The organism is Leeuwenhoekiella blandensis MED217 (genome assembly GCF_000152985.1).
In the GTDB taxonomy this organism is placed as follows: domain Bacteria; phylum Bacteroidota; class Bacteroidia; order Flavobacteriales; family Flavobacteriaceae; genus Leeuwenhoekiella; species Leeuwenhoekiella blandensis.
This window is the reverse complement of the sequence record NZ_CH672395.1, coordinates 3,317,464-3,339,720: the sequence shown is the minus strand read 5'-3', so window position 1 is coordinate 3,339,720 and position 22,257 is coordinate 3,317,464. Positions and strand designations below refer to the sequence as shown.

Below are 22,257 nucleotides of genomic sequence, written 5' to 3'. Positions count from 1 at the left end.
AAATAATCAGGATACAGATGGCAGATACAAAGTACATCTTCGTCACGGGCGGGGTTTCTTCTTCATTAGGTAAAGGTATAATCGCAGCTTCATTGGCTAAATTACTTCAGGCAAGAGGCTATAGTGTGACTATTCAAAAGCTAGACCCATACATTAATGTTGACCCGGGAACACTTAACCCTTATGAGCACGGAGAATGCTATGTAACCGATGATGGTGCAGAAACCGACTTAGATTTAGGGCATTACGAGCGCTTTTTAAATGTAAATACTTCTCAGGCAAATAACGTGACCACCGGTCGCATTTATCAAAGCGTTATAGAGAAAGAACGCCGCGGTGAGTTTTTGGGTAAAACCGTTCAGGTGGTGCCGCATATTACCAATGAGATTAAAGAACGTATCAAGCATCTGGGGAATACCGGAGATTATGATATTGTGATCACTGAAATTGGCGGGACTGTTGGTGATATTGAGTCTTTACCGTATATCGAATCGGTACGTCAGTTGAAATGGGAATTGGGTGATGAGAATGCTTTGGTCATTCATTTAACCCTTGTTCCTTATCTGTCGGCTGCGGGTGAATTGAAAACTAAGCCAACGCAGCACTCGGTGAAAACCTTGATGGAAAGCGGAATCAAAGCTGATATTTTGGTTTGTCGTACCGAGCACGAATTGAGCGATGATCTTCGTGAGAAGTTGGCGCTGTTTTGTAACGTGCGTAAAGAAGCGGTGATTCAGTCTATTGATGCGTCAACGATTTATGACGTACCTAACTTGATGTTGGAAGAAGGTCTTGATGCGATCACGCTTCAAAAGTTGGGGCTATCTCAAGACAGTGAGCCAGAACTTACGCGTTGGAACGAATTCTTACGCAGACATAAAAACCCAAAGGCCGAAGTGACGATTGGTCTTATTGGTAAATACGTTGAGCTTCAGGATTCTTATAAATCGATCTTAGAAGCCTTTATTCACGCCGGTGCAGAAAACGAGGTTAAAGTACGCGTAGTGCCTATACATTCTGAATTTATTTCGCAGGATGTGATTCAGAATAAGATCTCAAAATTAGACGGTCTACTCGTAGCTCCAGGTTTTGGTGAGCGCGGTATTGAAGGAAAGATCAAAGCCGTGCAGTATGCCCGCGAACATAAAATTCCGTTTTTAGGAATTTGTCTAGGAATGCAAATGGCAGTTATTGAATTCTCACGCAACGTTGCAGGATTGAAAGATGCCAATTCTACCGAAATGCAAAAAGATACTTCGGCTCCTGTAATTTCGTTGATGGAAGATCAAAAAGACCTGAAGCATATGGGCGGAACGATGCGTTTAGGAACTTGGGACTGTAAATTGGCGGCAGATAGTATTGTTGCTGATGTTTATAAAAGTGAACTGATCACAGAGCGTCACCGTCATCGTTATGAGTTTAACGATAAATACAGAGAGACACTAGAAAAGGCCGGACTTAAAATCACAGGTACAAACCCAAAAACCGGATTGGTAGAGATCATTGAGATGGAAGATCATCCTTGGTTTGTAGGCGTTCAATACCATCCTGAATATAAGAGTACTGTGGCGAACCCACATCCGCTTTTTGTGGCGTATGTTCAGGCTGCAGTAAAATACAGTCAATCAAAAAGTTCCGACAATGTGGCACAAAACTAATCTGTGGGATTGTTATTGCTTCTAGCCACTTAACTTAGCCGGGTTTCCCGTAAACTAAATTACATACGAATACAATAAGGCGTGAGCCTCGATGATTATGGAAGAAAAGAAATTTGACAAACAGTCAATGATTGGGTTCCTTTTAATAGGAGCTATTTTATTATTTATGCTTTGGCAAAACCAGCCAACTGAAGAAGAACTTGCTGCGCAAAAAGCACAAGAAGAGCAGGTTGAAGCTCAGGAAGCAGCTGCAGAAAAAGCATCGCAAACCGATGCTGTAGTTGAAAGCACCACGCCGCAAAATGACTCTTTGGCATTAGAGCGCTACAAAGCTACTTTAGGAAGTTTTGCGTACTCAGCGACTTTACCTTCAGCGACAGATGATGTTACCGAGCTGGAAAACGATGTGCTTGCGCTTAAAGTGAGCAACAAAGGTGGTTTTATTACTGAAGCACGTTTGAAGAATTTCAAGAGTTATGATTCTGTTCCTGTTTACCTAATTAAAGATGGAAACAGCCGATTCAATCTTACCTTCAGCACTACAGATAATCGCACCTTGAACAGTGAGAACTTGTACTTTGAACCTTCACTTTCAAAAGAAGGAGAAAATCAAGTGCTGTCTATGAAACTTAAAGTTTCAGATTCAGAATATTTAGAATACCGCTATACGCTGACGCCAGATGACTATATGATGGGCTTCGGCATCAAAACAGTAGGATTACAAAATGTAGTTAATACTTCGCAGCCTATCAATTTAGATTGGCAACTGAAGGGTTATCGTCACGCAAAAAGTATTACTTATGAAAACCGTTATACGCGTTTAACTTATGAATATGAAGAAGGAGACCACGACAAATTAGACCAGACCGGTGATGATGATGCGATCGAGACCGATGTAGACTGGTTTAACTTTAGACAGCATTTCTTCAGCTCTATATTATTAACCGATCAACCTTTTGATGAGGTGCGTTTTTCTTCTAAAAATTTGGTTGAAGATGAAGAAGTTGATACCGTATATACCAAGCAGTATGCAGCCAATATGACGCTGAAGCCGGTAAATGGCGAGCTTAACTATGCGATGGACTTCTATTATGGTCCAACCGATTATCAGATCTTAAACAACTACGATCGAGATATTGACGAAGCGATGCCGTTAGGTTGGGGGATTTTTGGTGTGATCAACAAATACTTGATCATCCCGTTCTTTAATTTCTTGATCGCTTATTTCCCTGCAGGAATTGCCATTATTTTATTGACGATCTCGATCAAATTATTGCTTTCTCCGGTGCAGTACAAGCAGTACTTATCTCAAGGAAAGATGAAGGTTTTAAGACCGGAGATCAATGAGATCAACGAGAAGTATGCAGATAACCCGATGAAGAAGCAGCAGGAAACGATGAAGCTTTATAGTAAAGCCGGTGCCAGCCCCTTGAGTGGTTGTATTCCCGGATTGCTTCAGATTCCTGTGTTCTATGCCTTGTTTACCTTTTTCCCTTCGGCATTTGCATTAAGACATAAGAGCTTCCTTTGGGCAGACGATTTATCGAGCTATGATAAAATTGCAGACTTGCCGTTCCATATTCCGTTTTACGGAGATCACGTGAGTTTATTCCCGATTTTGGCATCTATTGCAATCTTTATTTATATGACGATGACAACGGGTCAAAGTATGCAGCAAACACAGCAGCCGGGAATGCCGAATATGAAATTCCTGATGTATTTATCACCAATTATGATGTTGTTTTTCTTCAACAACTATGCGAGTGGATTGAGTTTGTATTACTTTATTTCAAACCTGATTACCATCGGAATTATGCTAGTGATCAAGAATTTTATTTTAGATGAAGATAAAATTCACGCGAAGATCGCTACAGCTAAGGCAAAGCCAAAAAAGAAGAGCAAATTCTCTCAGAAGTTTTCTGAAATGATGGAGCAAGCTGAAAAACAGCAGCGCAATAAATAATCTTTTTTGTCCCACCACAAATTGAAAAGCTTCAGTACCTTACTGAAGCTTTTCGTTTTTTAGAAATACGCTCTTTGTTTTCGTAATTTTGCACAAAAGTATTCGACTTAGCATTCAAATTGAACTGTATGAAAACCGTAGTAGTAGGCCTTAGTGGTGGTGTAGATAGTAGCGTCTCAGCATATTTGTTGAAGGAGGCCGGTTATAATGTGATTGGTTTGTTTATGAAAAACTGGCACGATGATTCGGTGACCATTTCAGATGAATGCCCCTGGCTCGATGATAGTAATGATGCCATGCTCGTTGCAGAAAAACTTGGGATTCCCTTTCAAACGGTAGATTTGAGCGAGCAATATAAAGAGCGTATTGTAGATTATATGTTTTGGGAATATGAGATGGGACGCACACCTAATCCTGATGTGTTGTGCAACCGTGAGATCAAGTTTGATGTTTTTATGAAAATTGCGCTCGATCTCGGAGCAGATTATGTGGCTACAGGACATTATTGTCAGCGAGGTGAGACCGAAATTGATGGGAAGCCTGTATATCAATTGCTAGCCGGAGCGGATGCTAATAAAGATCAGTCGTATTTCTTATGTCAGTTATCTCAAGAACAGCTTGCCAAAACCTTATTTCCTATTGGGCATTTGCAGAAAAGCGAAGTGCGTAAAATAGCAAAAGCACAAGATTTGGTGACTGCAGAAAAGAAAGATTCTCAAGGTTTATGCTTTATCGGGAAAGTACGCTTACCTGATTTTCTTCAGCAAAAATTAAAGCCGAAAGAGGGCGTGATTGTAGAAATTCCTGCGGAACGCGCTCAGGAAAAAATTAACGATTTTCAAGAAGCTAATGATTCTGATGTCGCCGTGACTGATGTTGCTGTATTAGCTAAAAAACCAAAGTACAGCATTGCCGAAGGTAAGGTTGTAGGCAAGCATCAAGGGGCGCATTATTTTACAAAAGGGCAGCGCAAAGGTCTTGCCGTAGGGGGTACGCCAGAACCGCTTTTTGTGATAGATACAGACGTTGAAGAAAATGTGATCTATACCGGTCAAGGGAAAAACCATCCGGGATTGTTGCGCAGCGCGTTGTTTGTGCAAGAGGATGAGGTACATTATATCAGAGAAGATCTAAAACTTCAGGAAGGAGAAGTTGTAGAAACTAAAGCACGCATTCGTTACCGACAGCCGCTTGAAAAAGCCTGGTTGCATAAAGTGGAAGATGGGCTTTTTGTTTCTTTTGAAAATCCACAATCTGCGATTAGTGAAGGACAATTTGTAGCTTGGTATGATGGCGACGAATGCTTAGGTAGTGGCGTAATCTCATAAACTTTTATTTTGAATAGAATCACAGCACTTTTTGATATTGAATATCCACTCATTCAAGCCGGAATGGTGTGGAACAGCGGTTGGAAACTTGCCAGTGCAGTGAGTAATGCCGGCGGTCTGGGACTTATAGGTGCGGGTTCTATGTATCCCGAAGTACTGCGTGAACATATTCAAAAATGTAAAGCAGCAACTACAAAGCCTTTTGGCGTAAATGTACCATTGCTGTATCCGGATATCGATAAACTGATGCAAATCATTATCGAAGAAGGAGTTCAAATTGTATTTACCAGCGCCGGAAATCCTAAAACCTGGACGACGCATTTGAAAGATCACGGTATAAAAGTCGTGCACGTAGTAAGCAGTGTAAAGTTTGCGTTGAAAGCCCAGGATGCAAGCGTTGATGCTGTGGTCGCTGAAGGTTTTGAAGCAGGAGGCCATAATGGTCGCGAGGAGACGACGACTTTTACGTTGATTCCCATGGTGAAAGAGCAGCTAGAAATTCCTTTAATTGCCGCAGGTGGTATTGCAACAGGAAAGGGAATGTTTGCTGCGATGATTTTGGGAGCGGATGGTGTACAAATAGGTAGCAGATTTGTCGCTACACCTGAAGCAAGCAGTCATCAAGCTTTTAAAGATTTGGTAGTAGAGGCTAAAGAAGGCGCTACCGAACTTACTTTAAAAGAGCTTGCTCCCGTAAGATTACTGAAGAATAAGTTCTACACAGACGTAAAGCGTCTTTATGAAAGCACGCCGACCAAAGAAGAATTGAGCGCGCTATTAGGACGTGGAAGAGCAAAAAAGGGAATGTTTGAGGGCGATCTTGAAGAGGGCGAACTAGAAATAGGTCAAATCGCCGGACTCATTCACGAAATTAAACCCGCAGCAGAAGTAGTCGCCGAAATCATTACCGAATTTAAAGCGATAAAACTTCCGCAGTTATAAATAAGAAAGGCGCCATCGGCGCCTTTTTAATTAGTTAGTTATAGGTATTTAAACCGTTGTCTTTGTCCAAGACATCGACTCAAAGATGGCTTTAATTAAAGCATTATACTCCTTTTCAGAATTACCTTTTACGGCCATTGAGAAATCGGCATAAACCGGTTGAGAGTCTCCGGCTTCAGTCAATTGAATTAAATAGTGATCTACTTGTGCGGAACCTATACTGTTCAATGCACGGTAAGAATATACTTCATAATCACCCATTTTCTCAGGAGTATTATTTTCAATCCTTTGCTCCAAAGCTTCATCAGTACTCATCGTCATAGAAACAATAAATCCGTCGGTTAGTCCACCGTAAAATGAATTGTCTTCACCCGTATATCGAATTGTCAATTGATTTCCTTTGCCTTCAACTGATGCGTGCTCCGGATGCAGAAAATTTAGTTTCCACCCGTTCATAAGGTTCGGGCTTTTGTATAAATCATAACCTTCGGGAACTACAACCTTGGGTGGCTCGGGTTTTTCCAGTTGTTGCTCTACGACTTCATTTTGTGCCAAATCTTTCTTAGCCGTGTTAGTATTACAAGCAAATAATGCTAGTGATAAAAGTGCTGTGCTGGTATATATAAATAAACGTTTCATCTTTTTAGATTTTTTAAATGTTTAGTACTAAGCTAGGGCTATAAACTACACGTCGCTGCTTAAGAAATATTAAAAAAACAGCGGTTCTGTTAAGCAATGTTAATCTGAAAATCTAAAAATTCACATAATTTATAATTTTAAATACTTGATAATTAGTTTTTTTGAAATCTATTGTCGACGTTTTTAGTATGAGCTGTTAAAACTGAAGCAAAGCACTTTACTTTTCAGGTGAGCTACGGGAATTTTTACAAAATCATTTCAGGAACGAGTTCTTTTTTTAAGCTTATAAGACTTTTTCCTGACTGTGTTTTTACAAATTTGTGCAAGTGACTTTCGTCTGTAAACCCAAAATCAAGACTGAGTTGTTTGGTACTCTGATGACCGTGTTTGAGTCGTTGTTTTAAAAGATTATAACGATAATCTTGTATGTATTTTTTAAGTGAAGTGCCAATATTTTTCTTGAAGAGGATACCGATATAATTTGGAGAATAGTGAAAATACCGAGCGATCTCTTTTTGCGATACACTTTTTGGATCGTAAATATTGAGTTCGATGTATTCTAGCAGGGCCTCAGTGATGTCAGAATCTGCTCTTCGTTTTTGTTTTTTATCGCAATTGGGGCCGTTTCTGTTCAGTACTAGTAAAATCGCTTTGAAATGATGGTTGACCAATTTTTTGCTCAATAATGCATTTCGTTCATATTCAGTTACAATAAGTTTAAAGAGATCATCAACGATGTTTATGTCTTCTTTGTTTTTCAGCAGATTGCGCTTTCGACTCCATTTTTTACTGAGCAATTTATCAATATGTTGATTCCATACAGCAGGATTTTCACCGTCAAACGTATCGAAGTAGAGTTTGGTAAACTTGAAGTATACAAAGTTTGTAGGCTCCTCAATGATGAATTCGTGTTCGTCTTCAGGGCCTAATAAATACAAGTGTCCCGCGTGATAGGGTACCAAACTATTATTTAAATGATGAATACCAGAGCCCGACCTGATAAAGATGACTTCGTAATGATTGTGGTTATGCAATGGATGCTCCCAAACATCGGTGGTAAAGTCGTCAACGATTAATCTGTTAAACTGAGTATAACGTTTCATGATGTAAAATTACAGTTTAATGATATGTTTTTACAAGGGCTTGTGTGTTAATCTGTTGTTATTTCGTAGTAGAAAAAGAAAAACTTTTGTTTAAATATTTAGATAATCTATCGATTGTTTCAAAATTGAATATGCTTGGATCACTTAAAGGCTATGAAAAATAAACACGCAGCATATACCTTAGCCCGATTACCCATTGGCTTTAGTTTTTTGGGACACGGGTTTATACGTATTCCTAAACTAAGCGCTTTTGCTCAGGGCATGACAAACTCTTTTGCCGAAACTTATTTGCCGGTTGAACTCGTTAAGCCTTTTGCCCTTATACTTCCTTTTGTAGAATTACTATTAGGAATCGCGCTAATCATTGGTTTTAAAGCAAAAGAGACGGCTGCTGTGGGTATTTTACTCATTTGTGTTCTCATTTTTGGATGCTCATTTCAAGAGAATTGGTCGGCTATTGGTATTCAACTGTTTTATGGTCTATATCTGGCGATACTCTTTTTGTTTTCAGAATACAATCAAGGACTATTTAGCAAAAGCAACTAACAACTAACAACTAACAAAAGCTATGGATTTAAAGTTAAAAGGAAAATCTGCATTGGTAACCGGTTCAACAGCCGGTATAGGAAAAGCCATTGCAAAAGGACTTGCGCAAGAAGGCGCACACGTTATCATAAATGGAAGAAAAGCAGATGACATCGCAGAGGTCATTAAACAATTGAAGAAGGAGACAGGCAACGAGGAGATTACAGGAATCGTTGCCGACTTTGCTAAGAAGGAGCACATAGATCATCTGCTTGAAGAAATTCCGGAAGTTGATATTCTCGTGAATAACGTTGGAATTTTTAATCAAGTAGATTTTGAGAATATCACTGATGAGCAGTGGTTTGAAATGTTTGAAGTAAATGTGATGAGCGGCGTACGTCTAGCCAGACATTACTTTCCTAAAATGCTTAAAAAGGATGAAGGACGCATCATTTTCATCTCGAGTGAATCTGCGCTTAATATTCCTACTGAAATGGTGCATTATGGCTTTAGTAAAACCGCACAGCTTGCGATCTCAAGAGGTCTGGCAAGACTGAGTAAGGGAACCAATGTCACCGTAAACAGCGTATTGCCGGGACCAACAATGAGTAGAGCTAATGCCAACGACCTAAAAGAAACTGCCAAAGAACAAAATACTTCGGTAGAAAAAGTTGTTGAAGCGTTTTTTGAAGAGCGCAGACCAACTTCTTTAATTCAAAGATTTGCAGAAACTGAGGAAGTTGCCAATATGGTCGTATATGTTGCGAGTCCGCTTTCGGCAGCAACAAACGGAGCAGCATTACGAGTAGATGGTGGTGTGGCAAACTATATTGTATAATGCTAAAATAACTGGATAATGAAAAAGATACAAATTGGTACAACTGACTTAAACGTGGCACCTATTAATTTAGGTGGAAATGTTTTTGGTTGGACCTTAGATGAAAAAGAATCCTTTGAAATTCTTGATTCCTTTGTAGATCACGGCTTCAATTTTATTGATACCGCAGATATGTACTCGTACTGGGTTGACGGAAAAGAAGGTGGTCAATCTGAAACCATTTTAGGAAAATGGATGAAATCTCGCGGAAATAGAGAGATCAAATCATCATGGCGACTAAAGTAGGTGGAGAAACCGGAAAACATCCTGTTGATACGAGTAAAAAACACATTCTGGAAGCGGTTGATAAATCACTTAAGCACTTACAAACCGATTATATTGACTTGTATTATACGCATTTTGATGATGAAAAAACTCCTGTAGAAGAGACGCTTGAAGCCTATAATGAAATTATAAAAGCAGGAAAAGTCCGTTATATTGCTGCATCAAACATTTCACCAGAACGTTTAGAAGCCTCTTTCGCAGCTTCAGAAAAGTATAATTTACCCAAATATCAAGCCTTACAACCGCATTACAATTTAGTTGAACGTGAAGGCTACGAGAGCAACTATGCAGCTTTAGCCGAAAACTATGAGCTCACGGTTTTCCCATATTGGTCATTGGCTTCAGGATTTTTGACCGGGAAATACCGCTCTGAGGAAGACCTTAATAAAAGTGTACGTGGAGACAGTGTGAAAAAATATTTAGATCAAAAAGGTTTAGCGGTGTTGAAAGCATTAGATCAAGTCTCTAATAAACATAATACGTCACAAGCTACAGTTTCTTTGGCTTGGTTGATGGCGCAGCCGCATATAGGTGCTCCTATTGCAAGCGCAACGAGTGAGAAGCAATTAAAAACCATTTTTGAAGCGCCCAAATTAACCTTAGATAAAGAAGATCTTGATGCGTTAGATCAGGCGAGTAAGTAAGTTTTATGACTTGTTAAAAAATAGAAAGGGGAACTTTTATTAAAAGTTCCCCTTTCTATTTGAAGGCTAGTTCAAATAAATAAATTATTCATTGGCAACAATTTCAAAAGAGAAAATGTTACAGAAACGCCCAGGGGTTTGTCCCCATTGTGTAGTGATTTGTCCAATGGTTATGTCAGAAATTTCATCAACAGAAAATTCGAGTCTATAGGTTTCTGGGTTGCTTACGGCGGTTGTGTGAATGCGTTCATAAACCAAAACTTCTGAAGCCGTGGTCACATCGGCTACATCTGGTAAGGTCATACCTTTGGCAACTACAAAGTACGATCCTCCTTCGTCACTCTCGCTATGGTTACTGTCACGTACCGAAACTTCTAACGCATATTCACCGGGTTTAGCCTCTACCGTTTGATAGATTTTTCCGTTGGTAATGGCGGGAGCTCCCCATCCTGATTCAATATTGAAAATATTATTATTCCACTCATCCCATCCACCGTGACCTCCGGCGTGCACGCGTACAGGTTCTGTAGTAGTCCAGTCTTGTAGAATTCCCCATCTACCTTGCACCGAAGAAGCAAGGAAAGGTACTGCTGCATTAACTAGGGTTGGGAACGGCGGCTCTGGTTTAAAACTGGTATAGTCTGTATAAAACGTATCTATTGATACAGGAGAAGGAATAAATAGGCTGCGATAGCTGTAAGAAGCATTTCTCTTGAAATTTTCTATACGTACTTGATCATTTTCAATAGGTAGATAAACAGTTTCCATCTCACCGTCTGTATTCTCATACATGATTTCGGTACCAATCACACCTGTGGTAAGATCCATTCCTCCATAAACGATTTCTAGTTCATTTCGGCTTAAATAATTGGTGTCTACAGGTCTGTTAAATAGCGTGCTTATGTAAGGATCGCCGTAAACCTCAGATCCTCCGGTTAGAATTACCGATCCGTTGCCTGAGGCATCAATCGTTTGCGCTTCAAATGTATAAAAGCCTTCTTCTAAGTCTTCGATAAAGGTAGCGATATGTTGCTCTTCACTGCTAGAGCTTACAGAAATGCTTTTAGCATCTGCTTTGTCATTCCAATAAATGGTGACTTCGGTGATATTAGAGTTTGCGGGAATGGTACCCTCAATGAGTACTCTGTTCTTACCAGATTTAGCTGAAAATGCCTGCAGTTGAGCTACGCTGGTTTCTTCAGGTCTTACCGGTAAGGTGTCATCTGAATCACACGAGAGTATACCCAAAGCAGTAATTAGAAAGAAACTGAAAACCAGCAAAGTGTTAAAACGTAATGATAACTTCATATGTTACAATTATTAAAATGAACTTAAATTAGCGAAATCGATATCGCAAAACATGTAAAATCTTAAATATTTGTAAAATTAGGGAAGGATTTTTTAAAAGCTACCCTGTGCTATCCTGCTTGAAGCGGTTTGATTTTCAGTGGATTGCTAAAACGTTTAACTGAGTGTTTGACCGGTCCTTTACTGTATAATTGAGTTTTAGAAGGATTAGGAGCGACTTCTCGCCACATCACCTAGAATATAGTCTTCAATGGTAATATTAGCGTCATTGGTGTGAAGGACACTTATTTCTCCTGTGGTTTCTAAGATAACCGCTTTTACCTGATTGAGTCTGATCACATTTGCTTCTCGTAATTTAGATTGCAGTTCAGCTTGGGTGACTTTACTGGCTTTCATGTTCTCTTCTAGAACCTCACCGTTTTCCATTAATAATAGAGGATCGTTGTCTATTAGATCTTCGGCTTTTTTAGACTTGAAGCGCAATAGGGTTACTGCATAGTTTAAGGAAAAAAGCGCAAGTAGTATGAAGGCGCCCAGAAGAATTGCCGGTTTACTAGAATTGATGCTCATCCCAATAATATTACCAATGGCCACTGTGATGACAAAGTCAAAACCGGTCATTTTACTAAAACTCTTCAACCCAAAAATGCGGGTAAGAATAACCACAAGCAGAAAAATAAAAAGAGTCCCCAAAAAGACTTCGGGGACCATATTTAGATTTTTAAAAAAGTAAGAGGTTTCCATAGGTTGTATTTTGGTTAGGTTGATTTTGAAGTTACATATACAAACCTTTTTAAAAGTCTTGTTACCTATTAAATAATCACTAAAGTGTAGCTAAGACTTTGCCAAAATCACCGCTTGATAGGGGGCAAGGCTTAGTGTTTTGGCAGTCTTTTTCAGATTAGAATAATTGTTGATTTTTAGTTCTGAAAAGCTGCTGAGACCTTCTAATTCTACTGAAGTTTGCTCTTGGCTAAAGTTGAGTACGATTAGAAACTGCTCGTCGCCTAAACTACGTGTGTACGCATACACTTGCGGATGCTCTGGAATCAAGAGTTCGTAATCTCCATAAATCAAAGCGTCTGCATTTTTTCTCAAAGCAGTCAGTTTTTTAAAATGATTTAATACCGAATTCTCATCGGCTTCTTCAGCCTGAGTATTGATTTCAGCATAATTAGGATTTAACGGTAACCACGGATTTCCAGTGGTAAAACCTGCATTTTCTGAAGCGTCCCATTGCATCGGTGTTCTGCCGTGGTCACGGGAGCCAAAGCGTAAATTCCGCATAAATGCTTCCATATCTTCATCTTGACTTTTTGCCTTTTTGTATCCGTTTATTGCAGCGATATCCTGATAGTCTTCAATGTTTTGAAGTTTTGGGTTGTTGGTCATTCCTAGTTCGTCTCCAAAATAGCAATAAGGTGTTCCACGCATAGTCAAGATAAATGTGTTGAGCATTTTTGCAGACGGAGCGCGATAGGGCAGACTATCATTAGCATACCTGCTCACCATACGGGCTTGGTCGTGATTGGATAAGAAAATAGAGATCCAGCCTTTATCGGCAAAAGCACTATCCCATTTTGAAAAGGTTTCTTTGAAAGTTGAAAGTTTGTAACCGTCTACTTTAGGAATGTCAACCCCGTCAAAGGCGTATGCCATATTGATCTCCTTACGATCAGCATCTACGAGTTCGTGCGCCTCTTCCAGCGTTCTTCCTGCGCCTTCGGCAACACTCATCACATCATATTTACTAAGAACCTGCTCATTCATTTCTTTTAGATACTCGTGCAAGCCATCTTGCATCGCATAATACTGAATGAAGTTTTTCTCAAAACCCTCGGGAAACTCAGGAAATGTAGTGTCTTTTGCTGCAAATTGAAATGCATCAAGTCTAAAGCCGTCAACGCCTTTCTCAGCCCAAAAGGTCATAATATCATAAACTTCTTGGCGCACTTTAGGATTCTCCCAGTTTAGATCGGGCTGTTTTTGAGAGAAATAATGCAGGTAATATGCATCGGTTTTCTCATCATATTTCCAGGCATTTCCTTCAGCATCAAAAAGGCTATAGCGATAAGGGGGGGCTCCTTTTTCTGCGGGCCACCAGTGGTAATAATCACGATAGGGATTGTCTCTTGAACTACGACTTTCTTTAAACCACGGGTGCTCATCGCTGCTGTGATTTACCACAATGTCCATCACAAGTTTAATATCTCTTGCGTGCATCTCAGAAAGCATCGTGTCAAAATCTTGCATAGTGCCAAAATCACTCATAATATTTCTATAATCGCTCACATCGTAGCCATTATCATCGTTGGGCGAACTGTAAATCGGGTTGAGCCATACGGCAGTAACTCCAAGATCTTTTACATAGTCTAGCCGGTTGATGATACCTTGTAGATCTCCTACACCGTCACCATCTGTATCCTGAAAACTTCTAGGGTAGATTTGATAAACTATGGCTTCTTTCCACCATTTTTTATCAATAGACTGTTCTTCTTCACGGGTAGGGATTGGCTCTTTTTTCTTTTCGGCACAGCTGTAGAGTGTCAGACTGATTAAACTCAGAAGTAAAATTTTTTTCATTGTTCTGGTGTTAATATGGTGATAGGTAGAATTTGGTCTTTTCTAAGTATTTGTTCTTGAATAGGGTATGACCCAATCTTATGGTTAAAATAGCGATTTAAAAGATCACTACAACGCTTTCGTTTCTTTTTTTATGCAGCTCGTAAATTATATTGGTTTGTTTCCTAAACGCTTTTATAAGTTTATTTTTGTTGTAAATATGTAACTATGACACCAGTTCAAGTATGGATTTCAGCAGCCCGCTTGCGTACACTGCCGCTTTCGGTTTCAGGAATAATTGTAGGTAGCGCGCTTGCTTACCACGCGGGAGTTTTTAGGTGGGATATTTGTATTCTGGCTTTGCTGGCGACTTTAGGGTTTCAAGTACTTTCTAATTTTGCAAATGATTATGGCGATGGAGTAAAAGGAACTGATAATCACGAGCGCATAGGTCCGGCGCGGGCGATGCAAAGCGGTCTTTTAACGGCCAAGCAATTAAAAAACGGAATGATTTTTACCGCGACTCTCACTCTTTTAATAAGTATTGCGCTTATTTACACGGCCTTTGGTTGGGAGCGCTTCTTAGAGTCTACACTGTTCTTTGTTTTAGGAGTTTTAGCGATTTTGGCTGCAATAAAATATACCGTAGGCAAAGGCGCTTATGGCTATCGTGGTCTAGGCGATTTGTTTGTTTTTATATTTTTTGGTCTGGTCGCAGTTGTGGGAAGCTATTACCTCTACGCGCTACATCTGGATTGGACGGTTTTTCTACCCGCATTAACGATTGGGTTTTTAAGTATTGCGGTGCTCAATCTTAATAATATGAGAGATCGTCTTAGCGATACACGAGCAAATAAAAATACGCTCGCCGTATTTTTAGGAGCAACTAAGGTCAAGTATTATCATTATTCTTTGATCCTGGGTGCTTTTTTAGCGAGTTTACTCTTCTTTTATCTCACAAACACATTCTTGTGGTCTGCAATCGCATTTGTGGTTTTTATTCCGTTAGGGAAGCATTTGATCCATGTTTCAAAAAATGAAAACCCTGCCTTGCTTGATCCTGAACTCAAAAAAGTGGCATTGGCTACTTTCTTCTTTTCGGTCTTGTTTACGTTGGGTTTTCTGTTTTAAATCTTTTTTTAACGAAAACTTATAGTAAAGGATTTTTTGATGTGCTTCTGCTTGACGAAATTTAGTTGCAAAAATTCACAATTATGAAAATTACCTACTACGGACAAAATTGTTTTGCCTTTGAAACTGAAAAAGCAACGATTCTTACAGATCCGTTTATTACCGGAAACGAACTAGCCAAAGACAAAGTTGACATTTCAACCTTAAATCCAGATTATATCTTTTTGACACATGCGCATCAAGATCATACCTTAGATGCTGAAGCTATTGCCAAACAAGCTGATGCTGTTATAGTGAGCAATTTTGAGATCGCAAATCATTACGGTGAAAAAGGGATCGAAACGCATCCTATGAATCACGGCGGGAGTTGGTCATTTCCTTTCGGAAAAGTAAAGTATGTAAATGCGATTCATACGAGTTCATTTCCCGACGGAAGTTATGGTGGTCAGCCGGGCGGATTTATTTTCAGTATCGACGGAAAAACTATTTATATGGCAGGGGATACCGCCCTTACAATGGACATGAAGCTCATCCCGATGGAGTTTGATCTTGACCTTGCGATTTTGCCTATAGGTGACAACTTTACTATGGGAATCAAAGACGCTGTTCTAGCAAGTGATTTTGTCGAATGTAAAAATATCATCGGGTGTCACTATGATACCTTTGGCTACATTGAGATTGATCACGAAGGTGCGATCAAAGCCTTCGATGCAGTTGAAAAGCAACTTACACTTTTAGAAATTGGTAGTTCGTACGAACTCTAAACACACCATTTTTGACAGCATCTTATAAAAAATTCGTTTTAAATTTTAAACGCCCCAGCGGGACTTCGCGGGGCGTTATGAATGTAAAGGAGACCTGGTTTATCAAAATTGAAGAACTGGGTAAGGTTGGTTTTGGAGAATGTGGAATCCTACGCGGACTCAGTATTGACGACCGTCCTGACTATGAAGAAACGCTAAAATGGGTTTGCGATAACATTCATCTTGGAGAAGAAACCCTTTATGAGCGGCTTACCGATTTCCCGAGCATTCAGTTTGGGGTAGAAATGGCGTTTAGGTCTTTTCGTGCTCAAAATCCTTTTGAACTTTTTCCTTCAGCATTTACTCAGGGAAAAGAAGGAATAGCCATTAACGGACTCATCTGGATGGGAGAACCCGATTTTATGCAGGAGCAAATAAGCGACAAACTTACCGCCGGATTTGATTGTATAAAGATGAAAATCGGTGCGATAGATTTTGATGCTGAAATTGAATTGCTTCAAGGAATACGAGACCGTTTTCCAGAAGAGGAAATAACACTCCGCGTTGATGCCAATGGTGCTTTTGCTCCAGACGAAGCGTTACAGAAATTAGAACGTCTTGCAGTATTAGATTTGCATTCTATCGAGCAGCCTATCAAACAACATCAGGAAAATGAGATGGCGCAGTTGTGTGCAAAAACACCTTTGCCTATTGCGCTGGATGAAGAGTTAATCGGTGTTTTTGGTTATGCCAAGAAAAAAGAATTACTGCAAAAAATAAAGCCACAATACATTATTTTGAAACCCAGTTTAGTTGGTGGCTTCCGCGGATGCGATACCTGGATTCAACTTGCAGAAGAGCAGGGCATAGGATGGTGGATTACTTCAGCATTAGAAAGTAATATTGGCCTCAATGCCATTGCGCAGTACACCTATTCAAAACAAACCACAATTCCGCAAGGATTGGGTACTGGCGCGTTATATACAAATAATGTATCTTCCCCTTTAGAAATTAAACACGGTGAATTGTGGTACGTACCGGAGAATCGCTGGAGTTTTCAATTTTAATTTATGTTTATAGCACAGGCGTATAAAGCGTTGCACGAGTTTTGGAGGTATCTGGTGGGCTCGGTTCTTATTATTATCGCATCAGTAATTGGTCAAATACCACTTACACTTGCCATTCTGGGAAAACTATGGATGGATAATGACGGCAATCCTGAAGAATTAGGAGACGCAATGGGCAGCCTCGATCAAGCTACGTTGATGGGGGTATTGGATAAAAACTTGACTTTGTTCCTTATGCTATTGTCTTTTGTTTTTGCTCTTGGCGGAGTTTTTCTTGCTGTAAAATATTTACATCAACAGAAGATGAAAGACATCATTACCACTCGAAAGAAATTTGATTGGGGACGCGTTTGGTTTGCTTTTATAATGATTACCATTTACACCATAGGAACTACATTGCTCTCCTATTTTATGGCTCCGGAAGAATTTGAAGTTACCTTCAATTTGATTCCGTTTTTAATTTTGTGTGTGGTTGCCATTCTTTTTGTGCCCATTCAAACCAGTGTGGAAGAATTTGTGTTTCGAGGATACCTGATGCAGGGTTTTGGTATTTTGGCAAAAAACAGATGGTTTCCCTTGGTGATGACTTCCTTTATTTTTGGAGGATTACATTATTTTAATCCGGAAATCGGTGCTATGGGTGACATTGTAATGGTATTCTATTTTGGTACCGGTTTACTTCTGGGAATTATGACCTTGATGGATGAAGGAATGGAGCTTGCTCTAGGCTTTCACGCAGCAAACAATTTAATTTCAGCCTTATTAGTTACCGCTGATTGGACCGCATTTCAAACTTATTCTATTTTTAAAGATATCTCAGATCCTACTGCCGGAATTGTAGACGTATTGCCCGTTTTTATAATTTATCCTATCTTTTTAGGGATTTTGGCTTATAAGTATAAATGGACCGGCTGGAAGGAAAAACTCTTTGGTCCGGTTGACAAGCCAAAAGAATTACAGCTTGACGATAATTTAGTGCCTGATTAAATTTAAAGTGATGTCTAAATATCCTGTACACCCAGAATTTCAACTTAACGGAACTTCCTATAAGGCTTCCGGGCTTAGAGATTTTGCTCAGGAGATTCAGAAAACAGGAGAACTTTATGAGCAAGAACTTGGCGAATTTATCCTAGACTGGCTCAATGATAAAGATTATGTTTTAGTCAATACTTCCGGTTCTACAGGAGCGCCTAAAAGTATTAAGCTTCTTAAAAAACATATGATCAATAGCGCTAAAGCTACAGGAAAGCGCTTTAAGTTAGAAGCAGGAACTACAGCTCTACATTGCTTGCCTACCCGTTTTATCGCCGGAAAATTGATGCTTGTACGCGCCGTAATTTTAGGTTGGAAACTCGATGTTGTTCCGCCTAAATCCAATCCGTTAGATCAGGTGTTGAAGCGTTATGATTTTTCTGCAATGACGCCTTTTCAGCTTGATAATAGTATTGCAAGAATGCATTTGCTGGCTAAACTCATTGTAGGTGGTGGGCCATTTTCCCAAACTTTAAAAGAGCTGGTTCAGGATTGCCCGACCAAAATTTACGAGACCTACGGAATGACTGAAACCGTAACCCATATCGCAGTACGTCGTGTAAATTCAAAAAAGAATAGAGAAACAGAACCTCCATTTAAAACGCTTAGCAAAGTCACCGTGAGTAAAGATGAGCGTGGTTGTCTGGTCATCAAAGCGCCAAAAGTTGCGACAGATCCTATAGTTACAAACGATTTGGTGGATTTGATTTCGTATAAGAAATTCCAATGGTTAGGTCGTATTGATAATGTCGTAAACAGCGGCGGCATCAAATTGTATCCAGAATCTATCGAGAAAAAACTGGCGCATCAAATAGATGTTCCGTTTATCATTGGTGCAGAGCAAGATGATGCTTTAGGAGAACGCCTAATTCTTGTTATAGAATGTGATAGTTTTGACGCTTCCCGTCTCAATTTTGAGGTTTTAGGAAAGTATGAAACTCCAAAACGTATCTTTTGTACACCTAAGTTTGTACGCACGCATAACGGAAAAGTAAAGCGTGGCGCTACCTTAAAGTCCCTTACTGCAGCCGAAGAAATTTAGGCACAATTTATGCTAATTTAGAAGCCGTACAGAATTCTTAGAATTAGGTTTAACTTAGTATCTTTAGCAAAAATTTATATTATGCGCTATATTTTTATTATCGCAATCACTTTATTTTCAATGCAGTCAATCTATGCTCAGTACGGGTATGGTAGAGGCTACGGGGGTTATGGCGGTTACGGTCGCAGCCGAATGAGCAGTATGGGAGCCAGTCAAACACCTCAAGGCCCTACCGAAGAACCTCCTACAGCTGCAGAAATTGCCGAAGAGCGTTTACCAGATTATGTTGCCGAGTTTGAACTTGACCCTTTTCAAACCGAAGTGCTGCGCACCTATTTGGAAGATTATTTTAATAATATAATGGCATTGCAAAAAGATCAAACCAAAGATCAGGAAACTATGCGTAAAGATTTTGAGCGTATGCAAAACGAGTTTAAAACCAATCTGAAATCTATAATGACCGAAGAAGAAGTAGAAAAACTCATCGCGATGGATTTTTCCAGTTCCGCAGTGCGAAAGCGAAAAAAGAAACGAGATAATTAATATAGAAAAGGTGCTTTAAGCACCTTTTTTTATTGGAGCCTAATATGTAATTTAGGTACGACTTTTAAATTCTCCTAATGCATAGATTTCTTTACCTAACTGTTTTCTCCATCTTTCTTTCTTTTACTACTTACGCTCAAATTTTACCCGAACGCGATCGTGCGGCTTTGGTAGATAAAATACTTGAAGAGCGTTTTAAACGTGTTTTGCCCGATGTGATGTCGCGTACCGGCATTGATATGTGGGTGCTTATCACGCGGGAGTATAATGAAGATCCTGTTGTGCGTACCATGTTACCGGCGACTTGGCTCAATGCAAGAAGACGTACCATGCTTGTGTTTTACTGGGATGAAGATCGATTCAAATTAGAAAAACTAGCGGTGGCCCGCTACAATATAGGTGAGAATATCACTTCGGCTTGGGATAAAGAAAAACAACCTGATCAATGGGAAGCCTTGATGCAACTCATAGAGGAGCGCGATCCGGAGAAAATTGCATTGAATTATTCTGATAACTACGGAATTGCAGACGGAATTTCCAAAACAGATTATGAGTTGTTTATGAAAGCCCTTCCTGAAACTTATAAAAACAAGGTAGTTTCAGCTGAAGCTCTTGCGGTAGGTTGGATTGAAACACGCAGCGCACTTGAGATGCAACTTTTTGAAGAGTTGGTGGGCATTACGCATGATATTATACAGGAAGCCTTCAGTTCAAAAGTCATAACACCTGGTAAAACTACGACCGAAGATGTGGTTTGGTTTTTTAGACAAAAGGTTACCGAGATGGGACTGGATACGTGGTTTCACCCTACAGTAGATATTCAGCGTTCTAATGAACCGCTTGAAAGTCATATCACAGCTTTTACAAATCATAGCGAAGGACAGGTTATTCAGCCCGGCGATTTGCTGCATTGTGATTTTGGTATTTCTTATTTACGACTGAATACAGATTGCCAGGAGCACGCTTATGTTTTAAAAGAAGGAGAAACGAAAGCACCAGATTTTCTAGAGGAAGCCTTCAAAAAAGGAAATCAAGTTCAGGATATTTTTACTTCAAACTTTGCTACCGGAAAAACCGGTAATGAGATTTTATTAAAATCCCTTGCTGAAGCTAAATCAGCTGGTTTGCAGCCGTCAATATATACACATCCACTTGGGTTGTACGGGCATTCTGCGGGACCTACAATTGGAATGTGGGATGCACAAGAAGGCGTTCCCGGTCCGGGCGACTATCCACTTTATGAGCATACCGCTTATGCGATAGAATTAAACACGACCGTAAACATCCCGCAATGGGGGAAAGATATTCGCATTATGCTTGAAGAGGATGGTTTTTGGGGACCAAAGGGTTTCAAGTACATCAATAAACGTCAGGAAGAACTGATCCTTATTGACTAGGCTTGAGCAGCCGCTTGCTTTGCTCTTTTCTTACGTAAGGCCATAACGCTAATCGATAATAAAATCCCTCCAAAAGCGAGACAGGCTCCTACAAGTTCTGGCGAAGTGTAACCATATCCCGCTGCGATAGGTAGGCCCCCTAAAAAGGCGCCTACAGCATTGGCGATATTAAAAGCCGCTTGATTTACCGAAGAAGCGAGCATTTCTGATTCTTTGGCCGATTTGATCATTAACATTTGAATGGAAGGCGCTGTTGAAAAAGCAAAAGCCCCTGTGACAAATACCATTAGTAACATTGCCCATTGAATAGGAGCAATTAAAGAGATTGTGATTAGACAAAGCGTCATCGCGCTTAACAAGATCGCAGTAGCTTTTATAGGTGAAAAACTATCGGCAAGTTTTCCTCCTAAAATATTTCCGCAGGTCATTCCTAGTCCGGCAAGCATAAGAATGAAAATGACCATATCGTTATCAAAACCACTAACTTCGGTAAGCAAAGGAGTAATATAGCTGTACCACGCAAAAAAGCCTCCGGTTCCGATGGCTGTAATGGCCAGAATTAGCCAGAGTTCGGTACGTTTAAAAATCTTTAAAGCCTGTTTAATAGGAATAGGTTCTGATTTTTCAATCTTCGGAAGCCAAAAGCGAATGGCAATTACGGTGAGTAAGCCTATGAAAACTACGATCATAAAGGTGTAGCGCCACGAAATATTATGACCTACATAGGTGCCTAAAGGAATACCAATAATATTAGCCACCGTTAGACCACTAAACATCATAGCTACGGCACTGGCCGCTTTTTCTTTGGCAACAAGTCTGCTTGCAACTACAGCACCTACGCCAAAAAACGCACCATGAGGTAAGCCGGAAAGCAATCTAGAAATAAGCATTAAACCGTAACTCGAAGCAAAAACCGATAGCGAGTTGAAGACTGTAAACCCGATCATCAAGGATAAAAGAATCTTTTTTGGCGAATAATTACCGGCAATTGCCACAAGGATTGGAGCGCCAATAACAACACCTAAGGCATAGGCAGAGATAAAGTGTCCCGCTTGAGGAATAGTTACATTCAGATCTTTGGCCACATCCGGCAAGATTCCCATCATCACAAACTCGGTCATACCAATACCAAAACCACCTATTGCAAGAGCAATCAGACTCTTTTTAAACATAAAAAATGTATTTTTTTACCTGACAAATATTTCAACAGGTCACAATTTTGCAAATATAGGATAGTTATTTGGGCTAATACTGTTTAGACTTAACCGATTTAGTCGAGTATAACTGTAAAAATAAAACAGGTTTACTATAGGTGTTATCTATAGTAAACCTGTTTTATTGGCGCCGCCAAAGGGTTTAATGCTCCGAGGCTTGTCTCGAAATTGAAAATTCGTTTCCAAGCAATGCCTCTTGAGCCCGCCCTGAGGTAGTTTACTTGACAATCAAGATTAAAAGGCTTGAGCTTTAC

The 22,257-nt window shown here is 39.8% G+C and carries 21 protein-coding genes; 15 read left to right on the top strand and 6 right to left on the bottom strand.

What is annotated here, in order from left to right; translation table 11 throughout:
* Positions 1 to 17: 17 nt before the first annotated feature.
* The 4 genes from MED217_RS14135 to MED217_RS14120 all read left to right on the top strand — a co-directional run bounded on the left by MED217_RS14135 (position 18) and on the right by MED217_RS14120 (position 5,891).
* Positions 18 to 1,658 (top strand): CTP synthase, encoded by a 1,641-nt coding sequence (locus MED217_RS14135; protein ID WP_009781221.1) that lies wholly within the window; start codon positions 18 to 20, stop codon positions 1,656 to 1,658.
* Positions 1,659 to 1,755: 97 nt separating this feature from the next.
* Positions 1,756 to 3,621 carry a membrane protein insertase YidC gene (gene yidC / locus MED217_RS14130; RefSeq protein ID WP_009781220.1) on the top strand — a complete coding sequence of 622 codons (1,866 nt, stop codon included), beginning with the start codon at positions 1,756 to 1,758 and terminating at the stop codon, positions 3,619 to 3,621.
* 128 nt (positions 3,622 to 3,749) lie between these two features.
* Positions 3,750 to 4,949, top strand: coding sequence for a tRNA 2-thiouridine(34) synthase MnmA (gene mnmA / locus MED217_RS14125; protein WP_009781219.1), 1,200 nt, complete (start codon positions 3,750 to 3,752; stop codon positions 4,947 to 4,949).
* A gap of 6 nt (positions 4,950 to 4,955) precedes the next feature.
* The gene (locus MED217_RS14120; RefSeq protein WP_040532898.1) at positions 4,956 to 5,891 is read left to right on the top strand and encodes an NAD(P)H-dependent flavin oxidoreductase; all 936 of its coding nucleotides are present in this window, start codon (positions 4,956 to 4,958) and stop codon (positions 5,889 to 5,891) included.
* Between the two features lie 48 nt (positions 5,892 to 5,939).
* On the opposite strand, the gene MED217_RS14115 is transcribed toward MED217_RS14120, so the two are convergent.
* Both MED217_RS14115 and MED217_RS14110 read right to left on the bottom strand, forming a co-directional pair.
* A complete protein-coding gene (locus tag MED217_RS14115) occupies positions 5,940 to 6,530 on the bottom strand; it encodes a hypothetical protein (RefSeq protein WP_009781217.1) in 591 nt (196 codons plus the stop codon).
* 245 nt (positions 6,531 to 6,775) lie between these two features.
* Positions 6,776 to 7,633 carry an AraC family transcriptional regulator gene (locus MED217_RS14110; protein ID WP_009781216.1) on the bottom strand — a complete coding sequence of 286 codons (858 nt, stop codon included), beginning with the start codon at positions 7,631 to 7,633 and terminating at the stop codon, positions 6,776 to 6,778.
* 153 nt (positions 7,634 to 7,786) lie between these two features.
* On the opposite strand from MED217_RS14110, the gene MED217_RS14105 reads away from it, so the two are divergent.
* Genes MED217_RS14105 through MED217_RS14095 form a run of 4 tightly spaced genes read left to right on the top strand, consistent with a single transcriptional unit; the run spans position 7,787 to position 9,964 of the window.
* Complete coding sequence (locus MED217_RS14105) at positions 7,787 to 8,179, top strand: DoxX family membrane protein (protein ID WP_040532897.1); 393 nt, start codon at positions 7,787 to 7,789, stop codon at positions 8,177 to 8,179.
* 22 nt (positions 8,180 to 8,201) lie between these two features.
* On the top strand, positions 8,202 to 8,996 hold the full coding sequence (locus MED217_RS14100; RefSeq protein ID WP_009781214.1) for an SDR family NAD(P)-dependent oxidoreductase: 795 nt from the start codon (positions 8,202 to 8,204) through the stop codon (positions 8,994 to 8,996).
* A gap of 18 nt (positions 8,997 to 9,014) precedes the next feature.
* A complete protein-coding gene (locus tag MED217_RS19265) occupies positions 9,015 to 9,281 on the top strand; it encodes an aldo/keto reductase (RefSeq protein ID WP_009781213.1) in 267 nt (88 codons plus the stop codon).
* Positions 9,266 to 9,964, top strand: coding sequence for an aldo/keto reductase (locus MED217_RS14095; RefSeq protein ID WP_009781212.1), 699 nt, complete (start codon positions 9,266 to 9,268; stop codon positions 9,962 to 9,964). The genes MED217_RS19265 and MED217_RS14095 overlap by 16 nt, the downstream gene beginning before the upstream one ends.
* A gap of 84 nt (positions 9,965 to 10,048) precedes the next feature.
* Here MED217_RS14095 and MED217_RS14090 read toward each other — a convergent pair whose 3' ends face one another.
* The 3 genes from MED217_RS14090 to MED217_RS14080 all read right to left on the bottom strand — a co-directional run bounded on the left by MED217_RS14090 (position 10,049) and on the right by MED217_RS14080 (position 13,855).
* A complete protein-coding gene (locus MED217_RS14090) occupies positions 10,049 to 11,272 on the bottom strand; it encodes a DUF4998 domain-containing protein (protein ID WP_009781211.1) in 1,224 nt (407 codons plus the stop codon).
* A 207-nt stretch (positions 11,273 to 11,479) separates the two neighbouring features.
* Positions 11,480 to 12,016, bottom strand: coding sequence for a DUF421 domain-containing protein (locus MED217_RS14085; RefSeq protein ID WP_009781210.1), 537 nt, complete (start codon positions 12,014 to 12,016; stop codon positions 11,480 to 11,482).
* Positions 12,017 to 12,106: 90 nt separating this feature from the next.
* Positions 12,107 to 13,855, bottom strand: coding sequence for a glycoside hydrolase family 13 protein (locus tag MED217_RS14080; RefSeq protein ID WP_009781209.1), 1,749 nt, complete (start codon positions 13,853 to 13,855; stop codon positions 12,107 to 12,109).
* Between the two features lie 207 nt (positions 13,856 to 14,062).
* Between MED217_RS14080 and menA the strand changes: the two genes are divergently transcribed.
* The 7 genes from menA to MED217_RS14045 all read left to right on the top strand — a co-directional run bounded on the left by menA (position 14,063) and on the right by MED217_RS14045 (position 20,789).
* Complete coding sequence (gene menA / locus MED217_RS14075) at positions 14,063 to 14,965, top strand: 1,4-dihydroxy-2-naphthoate octaprenyltransferase (protein ID WP_009781208.1); 903 nt, start codon at positions 14,063 to 14,065, stop codon at positions 14,963 to 14,965.
* A gap of 83 nt (positions 14,966 to 15,048) precedes the next feature.
* Positions 15,049 to 15,729: a metal-dependent hydrolase gene (locus tag MED217_RS14070; RefSeq protein ID WP_009781207.1), complete on the top strand. Its 681-nt coding sequence runs from the start codon at positions 15,049 to 15,051 to the stop codon at positions 15,727 to 15,729.
* 11 nt (positions 15,730 to 15,740) lie between these two features.
* A complete protein-coding gene (locus tag MED217_RS14065) occupies positions 15,741 to 16,775 on the top strand; it encodes an o-succinylbenzoate synthase (RefSeq protein ID WP_040532895.1) in 1,035 nt (344 codons plus the stop codon).
* A 3-nt stretch (positions 16,776 to 16,778) separates the two neighbouring features.
* Positions 16,779 to 17,762 carry a CPBP family intramembrane glutamic endopeptidase gene (locus MED217_RS14060; RefSeq protein ID WP_040532892.1) on the top strand — a complete coding sequence of 328 codons (984 nt, stop codon included), beginning with the start codon at positions 16,779 to 16,781 and terminating at the stop codon, positions 17,760 to 17,762.
* Between the two features lie 10 nt (positions 17,763 to 17,772).
* Positions 17,773 to 18,849 (top strand): AMP-binding protein, encoded by a 1,077-nt coding sequence (locus MED217_RS14055; protein ID WP_009781204.1) that lies wholly within the window; start codon positions 17,773 to 17,775, stop codon positions 18,847 to 18,849.
* Between the two features lie 81 nt (positions 18,850 to 18,930).
* Positions 18,931 to 19,392, top strand: a complete 462-nt coding sequence (locus tag MED217_RS18610; RefSeq protein ID WP_009781203.1) for a hypothetical protein — start codon at positions 18,931 to 18,933, stop codon at positions 19,390 to 19,392.
* Between the two features lie 77 nt (positions 19,393 to 19,469).
* Entirely contained in the window at positions 19,470 to 20,789 is a 1,320-nt protein-coding gene (locus MED217_RS14045; protein ID WP_009781202.1) for a M24 family metallopeptidase, read from the top strand.
* Here MED217_RS14045 and MED217_RS14040 read toward each other — a convergent pair.
* Positions 20,786 to 21,961: an MFS transporter gene (locus MED217_RS14040; RefSeq protein WP_009781201.1), complete on the bottom strand. Its 1,176-nt coding sequence runs from the start codon at positions 21,959 to 21,961 to the stop codon at positions 20,786 to 20,788. The genes MED217_RS14045 and MED217_RS14040 overlap by 4 nt on opposite strands.
* Between the last annotated feature and the right edge of the window lie 296 nt (positions 21,962 to 22,257).